Origin of the sequence: Granulicella tundricola MP5ACTX9 (genome assembly GCF_000178975.2) — a bacterium.
GTDB lineage: Bacteria > Acidobacteriota > Terriglobia > Terriglobales > Acidobacteriaceae > Edaphobacter > Edaphobacter tundricola.
Map to the genome: position 1 here is coordinate 2,018,518 of NC_015064.1, position 21,247 is coordinate 2,039,764.

Annotated in this window: 15 protein-coding genes and 2 tRNA genes; 2 read left to right on the forward strand and 15 right to left on the reverse strand. The window is 62.4% G+C overall.

Annotation, left to right across the window (positions count from 1 at the left end; all coding sequences use genetic code 11):
* Positions 1–32 precede the first annotated feature (32 nt).
* On the forward strand, positions 33–1,115 hold the full coding sequence (locus tag ACIX9_RS08645) for a DsbA family protein (protein WP_232298832.1): 1,083 nt from the start codon (positions 33–35) through the stop codon (positions 1,113–1,115).
* Between the two features lie 119 nt (positions 1,116–1,234).
* Here the strand turns inward: ACIX9_RS08645 and ACIX9_RS08650 are convergent, their stop codons facing one another.
* The 12 genes from ACIX9_RS08650 to ACIX9_RS08705 form a co-directional block, all read right to left on the reverse strand.
* Positions 1,235–2,932: a cryptochrome/photolyase family protein gene (locus ACIX9_RS08650; RefSeq protein WP_013580099.1), complete on the reverse strand. Its 1,698-nt coding sequence runs from the start codon at positions 2,930–2,932 to the stop codon at positions 1,235–1,237.
* Positions 2,933–3,043: 111 nt separating this feature from the next.
* Positions 3,044–3,625 carry an RNA polymerase sigma factor gene (locus tag ACIX9_RS08655; protein WP_013580100.1) on the reverse strand — a complete coding sequence of 194 codons (582 nt, stop codon included), beginning with the start codon at positions 3,623–3,625 and terminating at the stop codon, positions 3,044–3,046.
* Positions 3,626–3,758: 133 nt separating this feature from the next.
* Positions 3,759–4,925, reverse strand: coding sequence for an aminotransferase class V-fold PLP-dependent enzyme (locus ACIX9_RS08660; RefSeq protein WP_013580101.1), 1,167 nt, complete (start codon positions 4,923–4,925; stop codon positions 3,759–3,761).
* Positions 4,922–6,319 carry an amino acid permease gene (locus ACIX9_RS08665; RefSeq protein ID WP_013580102.1) on the reverse strand — a complete coding sequence of 466 codons (1,398 nt, stop codon included), beginning with the start codon at positions 6,317–6,319 and terminating at the stop codon, positions 4,922–4,924. The genes ACIX9_RS08660 and ACIX9_RS08665 overlap by 4 nt, the downstream gene beginning before the upstream one ends.
* A 136-nt stretch (positions 6,320–6,455) precedes the next feature.
* Complete coding sequence (locus tag ACIX9_RS08670) at positions 6,456–6,998, reverse strand: hypothetical protein (protein ID WP_013580103.1); 543 nt, start codon at positions 6,996–6,998, stop codon at positions 6,456–6,458.
* Positions 6,999–7,108: 110 nt separating this feature from the next.
* Positions 7,109–7,516 carry an OsmC family protein gene (locus ACIX9_RS08675; protein ID WP_013580104.1) on the reverse strand — a complete coding sequence of 136 codons (408 nt, stop codon included), beginning with the start codon at positions 7,514–7,516 and terminating at the stop codon, positions 7,109–7,111.
* Between the two features lie 179 nt (positions 7,517–7,695).
* Complete coding sequence (locus ACIX9_RS08680) at positions 7,696–8,361, reverse strand: HD domain-containing protein (protein ID WP_013580105.1); 666 nt, start codon at positions 8,359–8,361, stop codon at positions 7,696–7,698.
* 103 nt (positions 8,362–8,464) lie between these two features.
* Positions 8,465–9,409, reverse strand: coding sequence for a GlxA family transcriptional regulator (locus ACIX9_RS08685; RefSeq protein WP_013580106.1), 945 nt, complete (start codon positions 9,407–9,409; stop codon positions 8,465–8,467).
* Between the two features lie 48 nt (positions 9,410–9,457).
* Complete coding sequence (locus tag ACIX9_RS08690; protein ID WP_013580107.1) at positions 9,458–10,666, reverse strand: glycoside hydrolase family 27 protein; 1,209 nt, start codon at positions 10,664–10,666, stop codon at positions 9,458–9,460.
* Between the two features lie 24 nt (positions 10,667–10,690).
* Positions 10,691–12,055, reverse strand: coding sequence for a glycoside hydrolase family 27 protein (locus tag ACIX9_RS08695; RefSeq protein WP_013580108.1), 1,365 nt, complete (start codon positions 12,053–12,055; stop codon positions 10,691–10,693).
* Between the two features lie 107 nt (positions 12,056–12,162).
* Entirely contained in the window at positions 12,163–15,573 is a 3,411-nt protein-coding gene (locus tag ACIX9_RS08700) for a TonB-dependent receptor (protein WP_198152183.1), read from the reverse strand.
* 240 nt (positions 15,574–15,813) lie between these two features.
* Complete coding sequence (locus ACIX9_RS08705) at positions 15,814–18,033, reverse strand: GH92 family glycosyl hydrolase (protein ID WP_013580110.1); 2,220 nt, start codon at positions 18,031–18,033, stop codon at positions 15,814–15,816.
* Positions 18,034–18,196: 163 nt separating this feature from the next.
* Between ACIX9_RS08705 and ACIX9_RS08710 the strand changes: the two genes are divergently transcribed.
* Positions 18,197–19,471: a hypothetical protein gene (locus ACIX9_RS08710; protein WP_013580111.1), complete on the forward strand. Its 1,275-nt coding sequence runs from the start codon at positions 18,197–18,199 to the stop codon at positions 19,469–19,471.
* Between the two features lie 98 nt (positions 19,472–19,569).
* Here the strand turns inward: ACIX9_RS08710 and ACIX9_RS08715 are convergent, their stop codons facing one another.
* The 3 genes from ACIX9_RS08715 to ACIX9_RS08725 all read right to left on the reverse strand — a co-directional run bounded on the left by ACIX9_RS08715 (position 19,570) and on the right by ACIX9_RS08725 (position 21,243).
* Positions 19,570–20,967, reverse strand: coding sequence for a glycoside hydrolase family 28 protein (locus ACIX9_RS08715; protein ID WP_013580112.1), 1,398 nt, complete (start codon positions 20,965–20,967; stop codon positions 19,570–19,572).
* A 69-nt stretch (positions 20,968–21,036) separates the two neighbouring features.
* Positions 21,037–21,111 (reverse strand) — tRNA-Cys (locus ACIX9_RS08720).
* Between the two features lie 57 nt (positions 21,112–21,168).
* Positions 21,169–21,243 (reverse strand) — tRNA-Gly (locus tag ACIX9_RS08725).
* Positions 21,244–21,247 lie beyond the last annotated feature (4 nt).

Sequence of the window (21,247 nt, forward strand, 5' to 3'; positions counted from 1 at the left end):
AGGGCCGGGATTCCGGCAGAAGGCGGTACGGATTGAAGCAGGTTTGGGCAGGTTCGATGTTGGCGGCTGGTCTGGCGTTTGGAACGATGGTTGGTGCAGCACAGCAGACGGCTCCGGCTGCGGGGATTGGGGCGAAGGCTCCGAATGCGGTGACGCCGCCGGCTGCGGGACAGGCTCCGGCCCAGGCGAAGACTCCGCTGCAGTTGCAGTCGCTTGATCCTTCTACGCGGGCCGATCCGTTTCCGCCTGTGAATCCGAAGTACTTTACGGCTACGACTCCGACGGTGGCGACGGTCGACTCTTATCTTCATGCGCTGCTGGGCTGGGATGCGAACCGCATCTGGCGGGTGGAGGCGATTCAGAAGACGGCGGCTCCGGGCGTGAGCAAGGTGATCGTGTATGTGTCCGACCGGGCTGCGAACTCCAAGGTGCAGACAGCGGTGTTCTTTATTACGCCGGATGGCAAGCATGCGCTGGCGGATACGGCGGTCAATCCCTTTGGCGAGAAGCCGTACGCAGACATTAGTGCGATGCTGAAGCAGCGTGCGGATGGGCCGTTCCATGGGAATGGCGCGAAGGATCTTGAGCTGGTGGAGTTTGCGGATCTGCAGTGCCCGCACTGCAAGGATGCACAGGCTGTGATGAAGCGGCTGGTGGATGACTTCCCGAAGGCGCACATCGTGTATCAGAATTTTCCGCTGACGGAGATTCATCCGTTTGCGTTCAAGGCTGCGGCTTTTGGGGTTTGTGCTGCCAAGAAGAGCAATGATGTGTTCTTCACGTATGCGCAGGCTGTGTATGACACGCAGGGCGCGCTGACGGCCGATACCGGTGATCAGACGTTGAAGGATGCGGCTGCGAAGGCGGGGCTCGACCCGGCGGCTACGGCGGCTTGTGCGGCGACGGATGCGACTAAGGGGGAGGTGGAGAGCTCCATCAAGCTGGCGGAGGATGTTGGGGTGACGGAGACGCCGATGATCGCGATCAATGGCCGACTGCTGCCGCTTTCTATTCCTTACGAGACGCTGAAGTCGATCATCATCTTCCAGGCCGGGTTGGATGGGGCGGGGGATGCCGCGGTCACGGCTGCGGGGCATGGGTTGATTGGGCGGTAGGGCTATCTGCTCTGTATCGCGGCTGCCAGCATTCCCTCGGCGGCTAAAGCCGAAAACTTGAAGGGCCATTTACGGCGGGGCTGAAGCCCCGCCCTTTCAAGACACGGAGTTGTTCAAAGCTAGTATTTGGGGCGCTTGAAGGATTGCAGGTCGGTGATGGCTTCGGCGGCTCTGGTGCGGAGCTGGACTAGTTCTTCAGGCTTCTTCTTGTGGAGGGTGTTGTAGGGCATCTGCATGCGGAAGTTGCCGGAGAGCTTATCTTCGTTGCGTTCAAGGAAGGTCCAGTAGAGGGAGGTGAAGGGGCAGGACCCGGGGCCGGTGGATTTTTTGGGGTCGTACTGGCAGTGGCCGCAGTAGTTGGACATGCGGTTGATGTAGGCGGCACCGGAGACGTAAGGCTTGGTGGCTGTTAGACCTCCGTCGGCGTAGGTGGCCATGCCGAGGACGTTGGGCTCGACGACCCAGTCGTAGGCGTCGACGTAGGCGAACCAGAACCAGTCTGTCAGCTCGCGGGGGGAGAAGCCGCAGAGGTTGGCGAGGTTGGAGAGGACCATGAGACGGGTGATGTGGTGGGACCAGCCTTCGTGGATGACTTGTTTGACTACGGTATCGAGGCAGTGAAGGCCGGACTCTATGCCCCAGTAGGCTGCTGGGAGGGTTAGGGAGGCTCCGAGGGCGGAGGGGGTGGCACCTTGAACCCACGTCTCAGAATCGAGACGTGGGGCACCCGGTGCATCGGGGGAGAATTCGTGGGGAACTTTGCGGGGTTCCTGGGGGACGTGGCCGGCGAGGAGGCGGTAGCCGTCGGTCTGCTCGTGGAGATGGCGCATGAACTCGCGCCAGCCGAGGAGTTGGCGGATGAAGCCTTCGCAGCTTGCCATGGGGGCGGTGCCTTCGGCGGCGCGGGCGGCTACGTCCCGGATGAGATCCATGGCGAGGAGGCGGCCGAGGTTGAGGAGGACGGAGGTCTTGGAGTGGAAGAGCTGGAGATGGTCGTCACGCATGGCGTCTTCAAAGCGGCCGAAGTGAGGGAGTTGGTGGGTGAGGAAGAACTGCCAGAAGGCGTCGGAGTCGGACTGGGTGCAGGGTAGGTCGAAGTCTTCTGTCGTTCCGAAGTGATGGGCGTAGGTCTGCTCGACGAGGGCTATGACCTCCTGGGTGATGGTGTCGGGCGGGTAGGTGGGTGGGGTGGGGACGGGGACTTCGTGCTTGTAGGGGCTGCGGTTGTCTGCGTCGAAGGAGAACTGGCCGCCGATGGGTTTGGCGTTCTGCATGAGGATGCCGGTTTGCTGACGCATCCTGCGGTAGAAGCGGTCCATGACGTAGGACTTGCCTTGTTTGTAGGGGCCGTAGACGGTGGTGAAGTCCTTCGTGCTTGAGGCCCAGGTGGTGTCTTCTGCGAAGGTGATATCGAGGCCTTGTTGTTGGGCCTGGTGGAGGTCGAGGCGGAGTTCTCGCTCTGCGGGAGTCATGCAGGTGATGGCGGGGAGCTTGTTGGATTGCTGGAGGTGGAGGAGGGCCTGGCCGTGGGAGTCGGGGGAGAAGTGGTAGAGGACTTTGACGCCCTTTGCGGCTTGCTCGAGGGCGAAGTGGCGCATGTTGGAGATGAGGACTACGAGCTTTTTCTTGTGGTACGGGCGGCGGAGGGCCTTGGCTGTGGACTCTACGATGACGATGCCGGTTTGGGCGGCGGGCTGCTCGGTCAGGGGGCCGGTGCGGTCGGTGTAGCGGTCGTAGGGGATGTAGATCCAGCGGCGGGATTTGAGGTCGGCGGGTTTGGGCGCGAAGGGTGCGATCTGGTGCTGGAAAGACTGCATGTTGCGCTTTGATGCTCTCAACCGATGTTGCCGTCTGCTGCCATAAGATTCCCCGGTGAGTGGAAGACCCACGTCCCAGAGTCGGGACGTGGGGCACCCGGTCGTGGCGATTCAGGTGGTGCAGTTGCAGTCCAGGCAGCCGTGGGCGCTGCAGGCTCCGCAAGTTTCGATGAGGCGCTGCTTGAGGGCCTTGCGTGCGCGGTGGATGCGGACGGTGGCGTTCTGCTGGGTGATGTTGTGGGCCCTGGCGAAGGTGGCGAGGGAGTACTCGGCGAGGTCGACTTCGTTAAGGATCTGCGCGTAGGAAGGGGTGAGCGAGGGGAGGGCTCGGGCGATGCACTGGCAGACGAGGTCGTGGGTGAGGTCGTTGGGAGCGATCTCGGTTTCGAGCTCGGCGGCCCACTGGTTGAAGGCTCGGTCTTCCACGGTGCGGTGGCGGTAGTGGTCGATGACGGCGTTGCGGAGGATGCGGTAGAACCAGGCGGTGGAGGATTCGTTGGAGCGCAGTTCGGCGGAGTGCTCGAGGGCGCGGAGGTATGCGTTCTGAAGGATGTCCTCGGCGAGTGCGGGGGAGGAGACGCGGCGCTGCAGGAAGCGCAGGAAGTGGCGGCGCTGGTCGAGGAGAGCGGCCAGCGTCGAGACGGGCTCGACGCTGGGTTGAGGGGGAGTTACTTCTTTGTGCAGCACGTGCATTCCGGTCCGCAGTCGCAGAAGGGACCGCAGCAGGGGCAGAGGGTGGTTTCGATCATGGTGAGACTCCTTGACTGGTTTCGTTCCAGTACAGTTGCTGACGGGGATGGGACGGAATCATTACACCTATCGACTTTCAGGGTTTGAGGATGCTTTTGAGTTCGGTGATGGTGTGGGCGATCTCGTCGTCCGAGGTGTAGAAGTGGGGGGCTATGCGGATGCCTGCGCCGGGGCGGAAGTCGATGAGGATCTGGCGGCGGGCGAGTTCGGCTACGATGTTGCGGCCTTCGTGCTCGGGGACCTGAAGGATGACGGCTCCGCCGCGATGGTTAGGGTTGCGGGGGCTGCGGACGGTGATGTCGGCTGCATCGGCGAGGGTGATCATGTGCTGGGTCTGGCGTTGGGATTTGGCGCGGATCGCTGGGACACCGATCTCGGCGACGATCTCGTAACCGGAGCGGGCGCTGTACATGGCGGGGACGTTGGGGGTGCCGTTGGAGTAGCGCATCATGTCCGGTGCGTACTGGATGGGGCCGGGGGCGAAGTCGAAGGGATGGGCGTGGGCGGCCCAGCCGATATTGGCGGGCTGGAGCTTAAGGTCAAGGTCTGGGCGGACGTAGAGATAGCCAGCTCCGGGGCCTCCGAGGAGCCATTTGACCGAGCCGCCGGTGGCGAAGTCCACGTTGAGGGCGGTGACGTCGAGAGGGACGATGCCGGCGGACTGGTAGAGGTCAGCTACGATGTATGCGCCTACGGCGTGGGCTTTCTCTGTGATGGCTGCGAGGTCTTGCAGGGCGGAGCTGCGGAAGGCTACGTGGGAGATGCTGACGAGTTGGGTTTCGTTGTCGATTGCATTGAGGATGTCTTCGAGGGGGACTGTGAGGCCGTCGGGATTGGGGGGGATGGAGACGATGCGTGCGCCCTGGCGCGAGAGGCCGTGGTAGATGTAGTCGTTTGAGGGGAAGTTCAGGCCGTCGGTTACGAGTTTGTTGCGTTTGTTATCGCTCCAGTCGAAGCAGCTTGTGACGATCTGCTGGCAGATGGAGACGTTCTGGTGCATGATAACGCGGCCTTCTGGTGCGCCGATGATCTTTCCGATGAGGTTGCCGCAGGTGACGGGCATGTCCCACCAGCCTTCTTCCCAAGCGCGGATGCCGCGGGTGGCCCAGATGGTAGTGAAGTCCGCGAGGGCGGTGATGGCGCGGCGGGGCATGGGGCCCAGGGAGTGGCTGATCATGTAGGTGGTGTGCTCGAGGATGGGGAACTCGGCGCGCCACTTGAGGAGAGGGTCTCGATCGGTCATGAGGGTTGGATGCTCCGGCGGCGGAGGTAATAGGCCGCGGTCAGGATGAGGAGAAAGGGGATGCCGTAGAGGAGCGTCAGGTGGAAGGCGGGGGCGAAGAGGGTGGAGATGAGTGCGGCGGACATGAGGGTTGCGCCGAGGAGGGTGGTGTAGGGGAAGCCCCACATGCGGAAGGCCAGGGTGTTGGCGGAATGGTGGGCTCGGAAGCGGAGGTGGATGACGAAGACCATGAGCCAGACGAACATCGCGCCGAAGATGGAGATGGCGAGCAGGATGGCGAAGGCTGCGTCCTTGTAGATGGCGTTGAGGATGGCTGCGACGGCGATGCCGGCGGTGGAGAGCAGGAGAGCGGGGACGGGGACTCCTGCGGGGCTGAGGGTGCCGAAGAAGGCGGGGGCGAAGCCTGCACGGGAGAGGGAGAAGAGCATGCGGCTGGTGATGTAGAGCTGGCTGTTCATCGCTGATAAAGCTGCGATGAGGATGACGAAGTTGACGACTCCGGCGGCTCCGGGGATGTGGGTTCGGGTCATGACGGTGACGAAGGGGCTCTGGGCGATGCCGCTGATGGATTGGGTCTGGGTCCAGGGGACGATGGCGAGGATGACTGCCAGCGTGAGGAGATAGAAGAGGACGAGGCGGAGGAAGGTGGCTCGGAAGGCCTGGGTGATGGCACGCTTGGGATCTTTCGCTTCGCCGGCTGCTACGGCGATCATCTCGATCGAGAAGAAGCTGAAGAGGGAGACTAAGACGGCGACCCAGGTGCCCCAGGGGCCGTGCGGGAAGAAACCTCCAAAGGCGGTGTAGTTGACGAGGCCCATGCCGGAGCCGTGCGGGGCGCTGAAGAGGACCCAGCCGCCGAGGACGAGGAAGGCCAGGATGGCGATGATCTTGAGGGCGGAGAAGGTGTACTCGACCGTGCCGAAGAAGCGGACGTTGAGGGCGTTGACGAGGACGAGCGCAAGGGTAAAACCGATGATCCAGACCCAGCCGGGGATGGTGGGGAACCAGAAGCGCATGTAGATGGCTACGGCGGAGACCTCGGTGCCTAGGGCGAAGACGACGGCTGCCCAGTAGGCGTAGCGGACTAAGAAGCCGGCGAGGGGGGAGAGGTAGTGCTCGGCCCATGCGCCGAAGGAGCCGGAGGTGGGGTGGGCTACGGTCATCTCGGCAAGGCAGCCCATGAGGAGGAGGGTGATGAGGGCACCGATGAGGTAGCTGACGAGGACTGCCGGGCCGGCGAAGCCGATGGCGAAGCTGGAGCCGAGGAAGAGGCCGGTGCCGATGGCTCCTCCGATGGCGATCATGGAGAGTTGGGCGGCGGAGAGCGAGCGCTGGAGGCCGTGCTCGCGGTCTGCGATCTGCTCAAAACGGTCCGGCAGGTTGGAATCGGGCATGGGTCAGTCTAGCGTGCGGAGGCAGCCCATCCTGGTGAAATGGTGCAAAATCTTCAAAACAGGTGGCTTAGGTCTGGACTTTTTTCTAAAGTCTTTAGTCGCGGGGACTTGATGTAGACAGTGCACGCACTTTATTTCAGGCGGGCTTGTACTCTACAGCGATCTTGCAACTGACCTCTCCGGTGTGGCTGAAGGCTGGGGTGATGGAGACGGAGGGTGAGCCTTGAGTCGCCCCTGCCCCCATGGTCGCTCCCACGGTGCAGCCGAGGACGGCGAGGGTTGCGTCGAACGCGACGGCGCTGGTGGGATGCACGGCACGCACCTGTTCCAGGAGAACGCCGACCGCGGCTCCGATGATGGTTCCTGAGAGCGCACCCGTGGCGGTGAAGTTGAAGAGTTTGCGCTTATCGGTGGTAATTGGAGCGGTGGGGACGGGTCCGGTGCCCAAGAGGGCGCGTTGCAGGAACTCGCGGTTGGCGTCGGTGACCTGAATGCCGGAGAGGAGGCTGGCGCCGAGGGCAATCTGGCTGATGAGCAGGGGCGACTGCGAGAAGGGGTTTGCTGCTATAAGCGCAGCCGGCGATTCAACGTGAATCTCTTCTCCGGCTGAAAGGGCCTGGGCTACGTCTTTGCGGAACTCTTCGTGCTGCATGACCTTCGACGCCTGGGCGATTCGCATGACTCTTCTCCTTGATTTATGTACACGTTAGCACTGTGACATGAGGAGGGTGAAGAGATTTCTTCGGACAGCTGCGAGGTGTTTCCAAGCGTCGAAGGTAGCTCGTGGCGTCAGCCCCAGGTGAATCGGATGGGGGTCTGGATATCCGGGTGGAGGCTCTTGTGGACGGGGCAGGTGTGGGCGGCGCGCTCGAGTCTTTCCTGGTTTTCCGGGCTGACGGCGTGGGGCATGTGAATCTTGACGGTGAGGCTGGCGATCCTGCGGGGAGGCGTGGCGGTCATCTCTTTTTCTACGATGGCACGCGCGCCGGTCATATCGACGTCAAGGGAACGGGCGGCGATGCCCATGACGGTGAGCATGCAGGAGCCGAGCGCGGTGGCGACGAGGTCGGTGGGTGAGAAGCTTTCGCCGAGGCCCTGGTTGTCGAGCGGCGCGTCCGTGCTGAGGGCTGTTCCGGAGGGGCCGTGGACCGCGTTGCAGTGCAGGTTGCCCTGATATTCGAATTCGACCGAGACCATGCTTGTTCCTTTTGCGGCGATGTTGGGAGACGCGCTCCCACAGGTACATTTTTACATCTTCGTGGGGGCGCTGGGTCTCCAAGCGAACGGCCTACCACGGATAAAAAGGAAAGATGGATAAAGGCAGGATCTTTGCTTGATCCTGTCTTTATCCGTTTTCTTTTCTTTGATCGGCTGGGCTATGCCTTCCAGGGGGAGTTGCGGATGACGGAGCAGAAGTTGCCGCGCTGGAAGGCGGGGTTCTTGTCTGCGAGGACGTCTGCCTTGACGTTGCCGAAGGTGGTGTCCGGCTTGTGGTGGATGCCGTCGTAGAAGGCCTGGAGGATGTGTTCCTTGAAGTGCGGGGTGCGGGGGAAGCGGCTGACGACGGCTTCGCGTGCGGGGTCTGCGAAGAGGTTGTAGTCGATGCCGAGGACATCCATCTCCACGCCGGCGGTGACGAGGGCGACGACGGGATGCATGTGCTGGGGGATGCCGGGTGTGGTGTGGAGGGCGATGGCGTTCCAGACGTGGTCGATCTGAGCTGCGTCTATGCCGTGCTCCTGGAGGAAGGAGCGGGCGGCGTTGGCTCCATCGACTTCAAAGCGTTCTGTGGCGCTGCTGTAGGCGGGGATGAGGCCGATGTCGTGGAACATGGCACCGGCGTAGAGGAGTTCGGGATCGAAGGTGAGTCCGCGACGGCGGCCGGCGAGGGCTCCGAAGTAGTAGACGCGGCTGGAGTGGTTGAAGAGGAGATCGGATTCGGTGTCGCGGACGAACTCCGTGATCTGCTGAATGAGTTTGCTCTGGGGCAGGGTGACGGTATCGAGGGGGGAGACGGCTGGCTGCTGCAAGGTGGTGGACATGGTGTTGACCTCCGTGGAATTGATTACTTCTCAACGGTAGGTCTGCACGGATGGGAGCGCCACGACATGGTTGCTGCATTTCAGGACATCTGGCGAGGGCTTCTCAGGGGGTGCGGCGGAAGCGGCTGGCGTAGTCTGCTGCGGTTACGCCGAGGATGCGGGTGAAGGCGCGGCGCATGGCCTCCGCGGAGTGGAAGCCGCAGGCGTCGGCTACCTCTTTGAGGCCCTTGGCGGAGCTGTCGATGATCTGCTGGGCGGCTTCGACCCTCATGCGGTCGATGAGCTGGCCGGGGTTAAGGCCGGTCTCGCGGAGGCAGACGCGGGTGAAGTGGCGGGGGCTGACGCCGAGGCGTTCGGCGAGGGATTCTACAGAGAGATGGTCGCGGAGATGCTCGAGCATCCAGACCTGGAGCTCGCGCAGGGGTTGGGATGCGGCGGCCTGGTGGGAGAGCATGTGGCTGTACTGGGCCTGGCCGCCTGGGCGTACGAGGAACATGACGAGGAACCGTGCGATGCGGAGGGCTTCATGGTGGCCGTGATCCTCCTCCACGAGGGCCAACGAGAGGTCGATGCCGGCGGTGATGCCGGCGGAGGTGTAGATGGAGCCGTCGCGGAGATAGATGGGATCGCGCTGGACTTTGACTGCGGGATATTGCTGGGCGAGGCTGTCACAGAAGAGCCAGTGGGTGACGGCGTTCTTGCCATCGAGCAGGCCTGCCTCCGCGAGCATGAAGGCTCCGGTGCAGATGGAGGCTACTCGACGGGAGCGGGTGGCAGCTGCGGCGATCCATTGGGTGAGGATGGGATCGTAGACGCCGCTTTCAGCGCCGGGGCCGCCGGCGATGATGAGGGTGTCGATGGGACCGGTGCATTGGGCGAGAGGGATGGCGCTGCCGAGGTCTACTCCGCGGTTGGTGCGGAGGATGTTGCCTCCGTCTGGGGCGACTAGCTGGATGTCGTAGCCGGGGGCGTTGGAGAAGACCTCCAGGGGGCCGGTGACATCCAGGATCTGAACGGGCGGCGGCCCGGTGATGACGACTCGCCTCATGGAGGTAGTGTACGGGCCGGGGAGGGTGAGGTCTCCGGCCCGTGGGTTTTAGTGGGTCAGGCGGAGGACGATGGAGCCGTGACGGGGGATGGTGAGGGGCATCTTGTCGGTGATGGGGCCGAGGTCTTTGGCAGCCCAGATGTCGCGTGCGTGCCAGCCGTCGGCTGCGCCTGCTTCACGGAGGTGGAGGGAGATGCCGCGGAGGTAGGAACGCTGCTCGCCGAAGTTGAAGATGGCGAGGGCGCGGCTGCCGTCCGCGAGTGGACGTGCCCAGATCTCGATGGGGCCCTCTGCGTAGATGCGATCGGCCTGATGACCGAGTTTGTCCTGATCGATGGCGAGGATCTCGCGATTGGTGAGAATGGCGGTGATCTCAGGGGTAAGCTCGCTGAGGTTGTTGCCGGCGAGCAGGGGTGCTGCGAGCATGGACCAGAGACCCATGTGGGTGCGGTTCTCGTCCAGGGTGAGCTTGCCGTTGCCGACTTCAAGCATGTCGGGGTCGTTCCAGTGGCCGGGGCCTGCGTAGCGGGAGAGGCCGGCCTGATCTCGACCGATGAGGGCGATGCTGTTGAAGGTGGCGTTGACGTCGTCGGTGGTGCGCCAGAGATTGGCACCGACCTCCGGGCCCCACTGCCAGACGGAGTCAAAGCCGTACTGGCAGAGGCTGTAGACGATGGGGCGGCCGGTCTTGAGGAGGGCCTGGTGCATTCTCGCGTAGGCGTCATGCATCATTTTGTATTGGATGGTCATGGCTTCGGCGCTATCGCCGGGGGCGGTGACGCGCATGTTGCCGTTGTGGAAGCTGCAGAGATCGTATTTGAGGTAGTCGATGCCCCAGGAGGCGTAGAGGTCTGCATCCTGCTGCTCGTGGCCGAAGCTGCCTTCAAAGCGGGCGCAGGTCTGGGAGCCGGGGGAGCTGTAGATGCCGAGCTTGAGGCCTTTGCTGTGGACGTAGTCGGCGAGTGCCTTCATGTCCGGAAATTTCTCGTTGGTGTGGAGGACGCCGGTGGAGTCGCGCTTACCTTCCCAGGTGTCGTCTATGTTGACGTAGACGTATCCGGCGTCGCGCATGCCGGAGGAGACGAGGAGGTCGGCGGCCTGGCGGACGTCTTTGTCCGTGACCTTGCCGGCGAACCAGTTCCAGGAGTTCCAACCCATGGGCGGAGTGGCGGCAAGCTTGGCGGTCTGCTGGGCGTGCATGGGGAGCAAGGGTGCGAAGAGGAGGAGCGAGGTGATGGTCCGGAGAAACGGGCGCATGGTCTTCCTTTGGGTGCGGCGAAGTTAGTTAGGTTGCAGCTCAAGCAGGATACAGGCGTGAGGGGGCAGCGTGACGTGGATGGCGGTGGAGACGCCTCGATCTGTGTGGGACCAGAGCTCGCGGGCGCGGTAGGAGCCGGCGGGCAGGTTGTAGAAGGCGTAGGTGCGGTCGATGGTCTTGTCTTTGTCGTTGAGGTTGAAGAGGGCGAGGTAACGGATGTCGCCTTTGCCTGCGGAGGTCCAGGCTACGGCGTTGCCTTCGCGTGCGACCTGGCGCTGGTCATGGCCGAACTGGTCTACGGCGAGGACGTCCGGGTTGGTGATGAGTTTGGTGGTCCAGTCATCGAGCTTGGTGAGGTTGGCTCCGAGGATGAGGGGGGAACGGGCCATGGACCAGAGGGTGAGCATGGTCTGCTGCTCGTCATGGGTAAGGCGGGACTGGCGGGCTTCGCCATCGCCGGGGATGGGGCCGAGGAAGCCGAGGGGGAGCATGTCTGCGTCGGGCCAGGTGCCGGGGCGGGCGTAGGGAGCCCAGGCGGCGGCCAGCTCGAACTGATCGTGCAGGCTGCGGGGGAAGTGGCGGGTGTTGGTCCAGTAGTCCCAGATGTCGTCCGAGATGCGCCACATCTGGGCGTAGGGGATGAGCTCTGTGGCGATGCCGGGGGAGGTGGGTCCTGGGGAGAGGCTGAGGATGATGGGGCGGCCGGTCTTGAGGATGGCGCGGTGGAGCATGCGGATCTCGGTGGGCTTGTAGGGGTGATCGGAGATGCAGTCGACTTTGAGGTAGTCGACGCCCCAGGCTGCGTACTGGGCGAGGAGGGAGTCGTACCAGGCCTGGCCTGCGGGGGTGTCGCGTACGCCCCAGTTGGTGGGGTCCCAGGGGCAGGGGTCGGTGGTATCCGCGGCGTCCTGGGCGTGGAATTTGCTGTTGGCGATGGGGAGGGAGTCGGCGACGGACTGGCGGGGGATGCCGCGGACGATGTGGATGCCGAACTTCAGGCCCTGGGAGTGGACGTATGTGCCGAGGGCCTCGAAGCCGGTGTTCTGGTTGTTGATGAGGGCCGAGGGGAAGCGGGCGGGGACGGGGATGTAACGGCCGTTGGCGTCGATCTGGTAGGCGAGCTTGTCAGGGGTTCCGCGGTCGAGGGGGTTCTTGAGGAACCAGCCTTCGTCGATGACGGCGTAGTTCCAGCCGAAGGGCTTGAGGGTTTTGGCGAGGACGTCGACGTTGTCGCGGAACTGGGACTCGGTGATGGTGAGGCCGTAGGCGTCCCAACTGTTCCAGCCCATGGGTGGCTGGGCTGCCAGGGTCTTGTTGGCCTGGGCTGAGGCCAGGGGGGAGCAGATGAGAGTGAGTGCGAGGGCTTTGAGGCAGCGGGAGAGCTTCATTGGCAGGGACGTCCTGACTTGGGTACTAGGTCGAGATGATAACCGGGATGATGCGACGCAGGCCAGCGCCCGGTGTGATCCGAGCGCTGGCCTGAGGGGTGCGGTGGTTAGAAGGTGATCTTGGCGGCGACCTGGAAGAGGCGGGCGTCGTTGACGGTGGAGCTGATGCGGCCAAAGGTGGATGCGTTGGCGCTCCGGGCGGAGTTGGGATTGGAGTAGTTGGGGTGGTTGAGGACGTTGAAGGTTTCGCCGCGGAGCTCGAGGTTGGCGCGCTCGTAGATGGGGAAGCGCTTGCTGACAGCGGCGTCGATGTTGGCGAAGCCGGGACCGCGCGCGGAGAGTGGTGTCTCGTTGCCGAAGGTGCCGGTGGCCTGAGTGGTGTAGGCGGCTGAGTTGATCCAGAGGGGGAGCGGGGTTACTCCGTTGCTTGGGGTGGGGTAGAGGTTCTTGGCGTAACGGGAGACGCCGGCAACCTGGTTGGGACGGTCCTGGCCGATGGCGGTGAGGGAGACGTCTGTGCCGTCGGTGACGGTGTAAGGCATGCCGGTGCGGTAGGTGGCGATGGGGCTGAGCTGCCAGCCGCCGAGGGCGTAGTTGAGGCCGCGGGAGTTGAGTTTGGGCGAGGTGAAGACGCCGGAGACGGTGAGGTTGTGGGTGGTGTCGAAGTTACAGTTGGAGTACTCCGCGGCGTGGTTGTTGGGGTCCTGGGAGGGTGGGGTGTTGTCTCCGGTGTAGTTCATGTTGGAGAGGCAATGCGAGAAGGTGTAGTTGGTCAGGAGTGAGAAGTTGTTGGCGACGCGGTGGTTTGCGGTCAGGATGATGCCGTTGAAGTTTGCCATGCCATAGTCTGCCGTGGAGCTGAAGGCTCCGTACCGAGTGCCGGCAGTGGTGTTGTTGGCGATGGCGGCGCGGTAGAGCAGGTAACGCTGCGATGTGTTGTTGGTGGTTGCCGTGGCACCGGCTGGGGTGTTCTGCGGGGTTGCGTAGTTGATGGGCTGGAAGCCCCAGAGATGCACCGTGCTGGTGCCGATGTAGCTGGCGGAGAGGAGCCAGTTGGGCGAGATCTGATTCTGATAGCTCGCGTTGTACTGGTGCATGTAGGTTCTACGCAGGTTGCTGGGGTAGAGACCGGTGGAGACGTTGGTGGCGGGGAAGAACGCGTTGCTGGGCGCGGGGTACGCGGTGGGGTAGGGGTTGCCGCCCTGGATCTTCTTCCAGGGGTTGTCAAAGGACTTCACGGCGTCGGTTTGATTGGTGGAGTTATCGACGGTGAAGGACTGGGCGCTGGCGTTGGGCGAGTTTCCGGGGAAGCCGGAGTCGTAGTAAAGCTCCGGCGCTTCAAAGGTGAGGGTGTAGGAGGCGCGGAGGCTTTGTTTGCCGTCGCCGCGAGGATCGAAAGCTAGGCCGAGGCGGGGCGAGAAGTTGGTGAAGCGGGAGTTGATGAAGCCGGGCTTCACGCCCTTATCGCCGAAGAAGACGATGCCGGCGGGTGCGTTGGTGTAGACGGAAGAGGTGATATTGGCATTGAAGTTGGCCTGGCTGAACTCACCGCCGATGTTGTTCTTTTCGTACTCGGGGAACCAGGGCTCCCAGCGAAGGCCGGCGTTGATGGTGAGGCCCTTGGCTGCGTGCCATGTGTCCTGTGCGTAGTAACCGAAGTAGTTGTAGCGGAGGTGAGCGGCGGCACCGGGGCCGAAAGCCTGTGCGAAGGTGTTGGGTGCTCCGAGGAGGAGGTCGCTGAGGCCAAGGCCGGAGTAAGAGCCGTTGAAGGTGAACTGACCGTTTTCGGTGTTGATACCGGCGAGGTTCAGCTCTTCATGGATGTAGTCGAAGCCAGCTTGAAGGAAGTGCTTGCCCTTCTGCATGGAGATGTCATCTGCGGCCTGATAGTGATTGGTGACGTAGTGGGTGGGGGCGCAGCTACCGCAGGAGGCGGTGAAGGCGCCGCTGACGTTGAGGTAGATGTAGTTGGGCACGGAGCTGTAGACATTGGACCCGAGCGTGGCGGGCGAGATGAGGTCTCCCGGTGCTCCGCGAGCGATGGCGAGACGCGTGACAGTGAGACGCAGGGCGTTGTTGATGCTGGGGGTGATGGTGAAGTTATCGCCAAAGGTGCCGTACTTGCCGCGGTCCTTGAGGCCGGGATTGATGGCGTTGAGGAGGTTTCCGTTGAAGAGGGACTTCTGGTAGAAGTTCGTCATGAAGTAACGGAAGAAGACGGTGTGGCGCTGACTGACGGTCTGATCCAGACGTCCGATCCACTGGTTTTCATCCTGCGGTGCGGGGACGCGGTAGTTTACCTGGCCTGCGGCGTTGAGGGTGGAGGCGGTGGGCAGATACTTTGTCAGAGCGATGGCGGCGGGGCTGAAGAGCGCGGGGTTGATGGTCGCGGTGCAGGCTGCGGCGTTATAGACGAAGCCGGCGGACGCGGACAGGGTGGGGCAGGCATTGGTCGCGCTGAGACTGCGCTGATATTGCAGGTACGGCGTAAAGTTTCCCGACAGCATGGCTGGCGTGGGAACGAAGGATGAGGTCTGGCCGGGGGCGATGCGCAGGGAGGTGTGCTGGTAACCGCCGAAGAAGAAAAGCTTGTCATGGAGGATGGGGCCGCCGAAGTAGCCGCCGAACTGGTTGCGTTTGAGATCGGTGTAGCCGGTGATGCGGTTGTTGGCGTTGGGATAGCTGTTGCGGAGGAACTCAAAGACGCCGCCGTGCCACTGATTGCTGCCGCCCTTGGTGACGATATTAACCGCAGCGCTGGGGTGAACGCCGTACTGGGCGGCGAGACCGGTGGTCTGCACGCTGAACTCCTGGAGGACGTCCGGGAAGGGAAACGGCATGTTGACGTTGGAGAAGGAGTCGTTGTGGTCTCCACCATCGAGCAGGAAGTTGATCTGGTTTCCCTGGCCGCCGGCGACGGCGATGTTGAGCGATCCGCCGATGGCGCTGGTGCCGGTGCTGCCGTAGCTCTTGGTGCTGGTCATGTTGCCGTTTACGGTGGGCGCGGCGGCACCGGAGAGGAGGATGAGGCTGGCGGCGTTGCGGCCGTTCAAGGGGAGGTCGACGGTGCGCTGCTGGTCGACGATGGTGGAGATGGCGGTGTCGTCCACCTGAACCTGGCTTGCGCCGCTGTTGACAGAGATGACGACGTCCGAGGAGCCGATGGTCAGGGGAGCGTCGATTTCTGCGTCGTTGGAGACCTGGAGGGTGATCCCGGTGCGGGTGTAGGTCTGAAAGCCGGGGGCGGAGATCTTGATGGAGTAGGCACCGACGGGGAGGTTGGTGAGGGTGAAGCTGCCGGAGTCGCTGCTGATGGCGGTGGCGGTCGCGTTGGAATCCAGTTGCGTGGCGACGACGGTGGCGTTGGGGATGACTGCGCCGGTGGAATCGGTGACGGTGCCGTGCATCTTGGCGTTGGCGACGGCCTGGCCGTGGGCGAGGCTGGAGAAGGCAAGGGCTGCGGTGATGCCGAGGGTCTTGCTGGTTCGGCCGAACTTGTACTGCGGGGTGTTTCTCATGGTGTTGCCTCCGAAGGTGGTGCGTGCTGCTGGTCTTATCTGGCGCGCCCATTTTGCTGTGGTGGGCGAGCCGCTTTGCTTTTCTGACTTCATCCCGTAAACGTTTACAGGATTTTGCTGATCGCGTTTCACCACGGTCAGGGTCCTTGTTTCAGGTCGAGTGAAAGGTGCAAGTGTGAGACAACGATGGGCAAGTGAATTTACGGTGAGAGCGCCTGTTAGAAGGGCTTATCGGCGGAATTATGGGCGGGGCCAGTCCGGGTTGGGATGTGAAGACATCTCGAAGACGAGGTTTCCGCCCGCGACGACCTCTGAATGCTTGATCCAGGAGCGGTTGAGAGGGGTTCCGTTGAGGGTGGCCGACTGAATATATTGTCTGCCGGAGGAGGCACCTGCCGCGTGGATCTGGAAGAGCTTTCCGGACGGGAGGTGGATGGTGGCGTCGTCGAAGAGGGGCGATCCGATCTGGTAGACGGGGACGCCGGGGGTGACAGGGTAGAAGCCGAGCGCGCTCATGACGTACCAGGCGGACATCTGGCCGCTGTCGTCGTTGCCTGCAAGGCCTGCGGGCGCGTCTGAGTACTGGCTTTCCATGATGCTGCGGACGTGCTGCTGGGTCTTCCAGGCTGCGCCGGCGTTGTCGTAGAGGTAGGCGATGTGGTGGCTGGGTTCGTTGCCGTGGTCGTAGTAGTTGCCGGCGAAGAGGGCGTCGAGCTTGCGGATGAAGGCTTCGTTTCCGCCTACGAGGGTGATGAGGCCGGGCAGGTCCTGGGGGACGAAGAAGGTGTACTGGTAGGGGAGGCCCTCCGTGATGTAGGGGTATTTGACGGCGGGGTCGAATGGGGTGTCCCAGGTGCCGTCGGCGTGGCGGCCACGGGCGAAGCCGGTCTGGGGATCGATGACGTTGCGGTAGTTCTGGGCGCGGTGGTGGAAGAGGTCGGCATCCTGCTGATGGTCGAGGGACTGGGCGACCTCGGCTACGACGAAGTCATCGTAGGCGTATTCCAAGGTGCGGGAGACCTGCTCCTGCTTGTGGAAGGCGTCGGGGACCTTGTCTTCGAGCGGGATATAGCCGTACTTGAGGTAGGACTCGAGCGCGCGGCGGCCTTTGCCGTCGAGGTATTCGGCGTGGTCTTTGGGCGTCTCCAGGGCGTTCTTCTTCATGAGCTGGTAGGCGGCTTCTATATCAAAGCCGCGCAGGCCCTTGAGGTAGGCGTCGCCGATGACGGTGACGGCGTGATCGCCGACCATCTCCGAGGTATAGCTGTTCCAGGCTGGGAAGATGGGGAGGAAGCCGCCCTGCTGGCCCATGGCGATGAGGGATTTGACCATATCCACTTCACGGGCGGGGTCAAGGATGGTCAGCATGGGGTGGACGGCGCGGAAGGTGTCCCAGAGGGAGTAATCGGTGTAATAGACGAAGTCTTTGGCGGTTTCGACACGGCTGCCGCCGGCGAAGGACGGGTAGGAGCCGTCTACGTCGCTGAAGGTGCGTGGGAGAAGCATTGAGTGGTAGAGGGCGGTGTAAAAGATGCGCTTGCGGGCGGTTTCATCCTTGACCGCGATGCGGCCTAGGGCGGTATTCCAGTCTTTCTGGGCGTGGGCGGCTACTTCCGCGAAGTTCCAGTCGGGGATCTCCGCCTGAAGGTTCTTGCGGGCCTCATCCAGGCTTGTGAAGGAGGTGCCTACCTTCACCTTTACGCTTTCACCGGGCTTTAGATCGAAGGAGACGTAGGCCCCGGGAGTGCCTGGCTTGCCGTCCTGCTCGATGGCGCCTGCGTGGGCGTCTTTGCCGGCCCAGGTGCCGCCGGTGTGGAAGGGGTGATCGAACTGGACGACGGAGTAACCGCTGAAGCCTGCGGGCTGACCGTTGCCTGCGTAGAGACGGCGGGCGGGGATGGTGGCGAGAATTTCGCCCCGCGTGGGGTCGATCTGGATCTTTCCGTCGCCGGGGGAGGTGTTTGCCTGGACAAGAATCCAGGATTTGCCGGGGTTGTTGAACTTGAAGTTGAGGATTCCGGCGCGGGTGGTGCCGGTGACTTCGGCGTCTATGTTGTAGTCGCGCAGGGTGACGGCGTAGCGGTAGGGGGTGAGGACCTCTGAGGCGCGGTCGAAGCCGGAGGCTCGCTCCACGGCGTCTAGTTTTAGGGGGCCGGTGAGGGGCATGATGGTCATGCTGCCGTAGTCCTGGGTGCAGGAGCCGCTGAGGAAGTGGCTGCCGCGAAAGCCCTGGATGCGGGTGTCCTTGTCGTAGTAGGGGGCGACGCACTTGACGTTGCCGTCACGGGTCTGGGGGGTCCACTGGGTCATGGCGAAGGGGGGACCGGTGGCGGGGAAGGTTTGACCCTCGTTGGCGGTGCCGATTCTTTCGTTGACCCATTGGGCGGGTTGAGTCTGGGCTGTGCCCTGAAGATCAGAAGAGAGTAAGGCGAGAAGGGGGACCAGGAGGAGGATGCGCATAGAAGGGCATAGTGTGGGGGAGCGAAAGTAGAACTCGCAAGTGATTTAGCGGTTATGGGCTGGTTTCTAACTGTAAGAAGTTGGGATTTTGGGTGTTCTGGTTGAGATAGCTGGGGAATGGACTGCGGTGCTAGACTCAGATTCGGTATTTCAAGGTGTGCGAATGGCTCTGCTCCAGGTTCGGGAGTCGACATCCGGGATGAAAGATCCTCTGACGGAAGAGGCGTGCTGGGCGCTGCTGAATCGCGTTGTTGCATCACCACGCCTGCAACGAGCGGCGCGGCTGCGGGACTTCCTTCTATATGTGGGGCGGCGAAGCCTGCAGGAGGGCTCCGAACAGATTCATGAGCAGGAGATTGGGTCTGAGGTCTTTGGGCGGCAGGCTTCGTACGACACCAGCGTAGACAATATCGTGCGGGTCAATGCGACGGAGCTGCGTAAACGCATTGAAGCCTATTTTGAGGGCGAGGGGCTGGACGAGCCGATCCTGATGGAGATTCCGCGGGGGAGCTATCGTCCGGTCTTCCGGCATCGTTTTGTGGAGCCGCAGACGGGTGCCGCCGTGCCGGTGATGCCTGCGGAGATTGTTGCCGTCTCGCCTGTACCTGACCTTGAGACGGCCAGTGTGGATGGGGCGGCCTCGGTGCCTGCGAGGCGGTGGGTGCATTGGATCGGCCCTTGCCTGGCGGCGGTGTTGATGGTTGGGTGCGTGGGGCTGTGGCTGCAGAATGTGGCTCTGACGCGGTCGGCGCAGCCATGGAGAGCCTCGCCTGCGCTGAGTTCCTTCTGGTCTGAGGTCTTTGAGACGAATCCCAGTACGGATGTGATTGTGGGTGACACTTCGCTGGCGTTGATTGAGGACATTACCAAGAAGCCGATTTCGCTGAGCGACTACCTCAACCGGCGGTATGTCAGCCAGATCAAGTCCGAGGGTATGAGCCAGGACCGGCGAGACGATCTGAGCCTTGTTGCGTCGCGGGATCTGGGAAGCCCTGGCGATTTCAGGGTGGCGCAACGGATTACTTCGCTCGATCCGCTGGGGCATAACATCCGGGTGCATTATGCGCTGGAGTACATGCCGGCGTTGCTGAAGCGGAACAATGTTGTGTTGATCGGGAGCAGGAAGTCGAATCCCTGGGTGGATCTTTTCTCCAATAGCCTCAACTTCAGCGTGGAGTATGACTCCGAGCGCGGGGTGTCTTACGTGAAGAATCGGCAGCCTGCGGCGGGGGAACAGGCGACCTATATCTCTCCTCCGGCTCCGGCTTCCAGCGGTTATAGCGTGATCGCGTATCTGCCTGGTTCAGGGCCGAATGGCAAGGTCATTATCCTGGCCGGGACTGACGGGGAGGCGACGGAGGGTGCGGGCGAGTTTCTTACATCCGAGGAGCAGATGGATCGGTTCAGGAAGCTTCTGAATGTGTCGAAGCTTCCTTAGTTTGAGGCTTTGCTGAAGACGACCCGGTTGAGCGCGACGCCGCTTGACGCGAAGGTTGTGGCTTACCGGACTTACCCGAATCTGCATTGAGCTGAAGGCTAGCTGATGGCGATGGCTTTCTGGCCGGCGTGGGCTGCTTGGCCGGTGAAGTTGGTGATCTTCAAGCCCTGCACATTTTCCGCTTCCAGTGCGTGCGTGAAGTAGTCCTCGCGATGGTCGCCCCAGCGTGCTTTGCAGTCCTTGACCGTTACGTTTTTGGCGTTGCGGATGGAAAAGACGGGAGTTCCGTGGACTTCCAGACCTTCCATGGTGGGTGGGGTGGGGCGGTTGTCGAACTTGCCGCCGGGGTATTTTGTCCAGCGGTCGATGGTCATGTCGATGTTCTCAAGGAGTACGTCTTCAATGGGCTGGTTGTTCTGGCCGTCGATGCGAATGCTGTTTTCACTGCGGCCCTTGATGTTGCGGAGACGGACGTTACGGAGAGTGCCGACCTTGGTGTCTGGCTTGCGCGGCCAAGCGGTGACGGAGATGGCCTCACCCCAGCCCCACCAGCGGGCGGCGTGATGCTCCGTGGTGAGTTCGATGTCGCGGAACTCAATGTCATCTATGTTTCCCTGGTTACGGTGGGTGATGGTTGGGCCGCGTCCGCTGGAGAGGACCTTGCAGCGCTCAAAGAGGATCTTTGAGATGTCGCTGAAGGTTTCAGTGCCGACCTTCAAGCCGCTATCGCGTGAGGTGACGACGCAGTCCTTGACGACGATGTTGCGGCTGGGGCCGAAGTCTTCGGCCTGGTCGCTGGTCTTGATGACGATGGCGTCGTCGGCGCATACGATATCGCAGTTCCGGATCTCTACGTCGCGGCAATGATCGGGATCGATGCCGTCGCAGTTGGGGACTTCGAGGAAGTTACGAATTCTGACGCCGTCCACGAGGACGCGTTCGCAGCCGAGCAGATGCATGCCCCACTCCGGCGAGTGGCCGAAGGTGATGTCGGTGATTTCAAGGTCCATGCAGCGCTGGAGGTGAAACATACGGGGGCGGAACTTCTTCGGCTCCCAGCGTTCGTCTTTCTGGGAGAAGGTGGTCATGAACTGCATGGCCTGGCCATCGATCATGCCGGTTCCGCTGATCTTTAGGCCCCTGGCTCTGTCGCTGTTGAGCAGTCCGAGGTGGCCGTTGTAGTCCGCAGGATCGGGGTTCGCGAGGAGCATGGCATCGTCGGCGAGATGGAAGTTCACGTTGCTCTTGAGTACGAGGGCTCCGGTGAGGAAGCGCTTGCCGCCGGGGATGAGGATGCGACCGCCGCCGTTCTGTGCGGCTGTGTCGATGGCGCGCTGGATGGCGGCGGTATCGACGGCGATGCCGTCACCGATTGCTCCGAAGGTGCGGACGTCGTAGTCGATGGGAGAGGTAGGGAAGGCGAGGGCAGGAGTGGAGAGAAGGCTTGCGGTGGTCCACAGGAAGTGTCGTCGCGAGATCAAATGAGTTGTACCCATGATCTGTTCACCGGCAGGTTCTTACTGATCCGGGGGAACAGCAGCTTGATTTTTAGTGGAGGTTAGAAATGGAGGCGCGGGTCGGGATCGAACCGACGCATAAAGGTTTTGCAGACCTCTCCCTTACCACTTGGGTACCGCGCCTTGGGTTGCTGATTTGATTGTAGGTTATGTTTGGTGCAGATGGTGGGCTGATGTTTTTGGAGCGGGAGACCGGGGTCGAACCGGCGACATCTTCCTTGGCAAGGAAGCACTCTACCACTGAGCTACTCCCGCTCTC

Coding starts and splice junctions, on each gene's coding strand:
- ACIX9_RS08650 (WP_013580099.1), bottom strand. CDS start 2,932: ATGCAGTCTTTCCAGCACCAGATCGCACCCTTCGCGCCCAAACCCGCC.
- ACIX9_RS08655 (WP_013580100.1), bottom strand. CDS start 3,625: ATGCACGTGCTGCACAAAGAAGTAACTCCCCCTCAACCCAGCGTCGAG.
- ACIX9_RS08660 (WP_013580101.1), bottom strand. CDS start 4,925: ATGACCGATCGAGACCCTCTCCTCAAGTGGCGCGCCGAGTTCCCCATC.
- ACIX9_RS08665 (WP_013580102.1), bottom strand. CDS start 6,319: ATGCCCGATTCCAACCTGCCGGACCGTTTTGAGCAGATCGCAGACCGC.
- ACIX9_RS08670 (WP_013580103.1), bottom strand. CDS start 6,998: ATGCGAATCGCCCAGGCGTCGAAGGTCATGCAGCACGAAGAGTTCCGC.
- ACIX9_RS08675 (WP_013580104.1), bottom strand. CDS start 7,516: ATGGTCTCGGTCGAATTCGAATATCAGGGCAACCTGCACTGCAACGCG.
- ACIX9_RS08680 (WP_013580105.1), bottom strand. CDS start 8,361: ATGTCCACCACCTTGCAGCAGCCAGCCGTCTCCCCCCTCGATACCGTC.
- ACIX9_RS08685 (WP_013580106.1), bottom strand. CDS start 9,409: ATGAGGCGAGTCGTCATCACCGGGCCGCCGCCCGTTCAGATCCTGGAT.
- ACIX9_RS08690 (WP_013580107.1), bottom strand. CDS start 10,666: ATGCGCCCGTTTCTCCGGACCATCACCTCGCTCCTCCTCTTCGCACCC.
- ACIX9_RS08695 (WP_013580108.1), bottom strand. CDS start 12,055: ATGAAGCTCTCCCGCTGCCTCAAAGCCCTCGCACTCACTCTCATCTGC.
- ACIX9_RS08700 (WP_198152183.1), bottom strand. CDS start 15,573: ATGAGAAACACCCCGCAGTACAAGTTCGGCCGAACCAGCAAGACCCTC.
- ACIX9_RS08705 (WP_013580110.1), bottom strand. CDS start 18,033: ATGCGCATCCTCCTCCTGGTCCCCCTTCTCGCCTTACTCTCTTCTGAT.
- ACIX9_RS08710 (WP_013580111.1), top strand. CDS start 18,197: ATGGCTCTGCTCCAGGTTCGGGAGTCGACATCCGGGATGAAAGATCCT.
- ACIX9_RS08715 (WP_013580112.1), bottom strand. CDS start 20,967: ATGGGTACAACTCATTTGATCTCGCGACGACACTTCCTGTGGACCACC.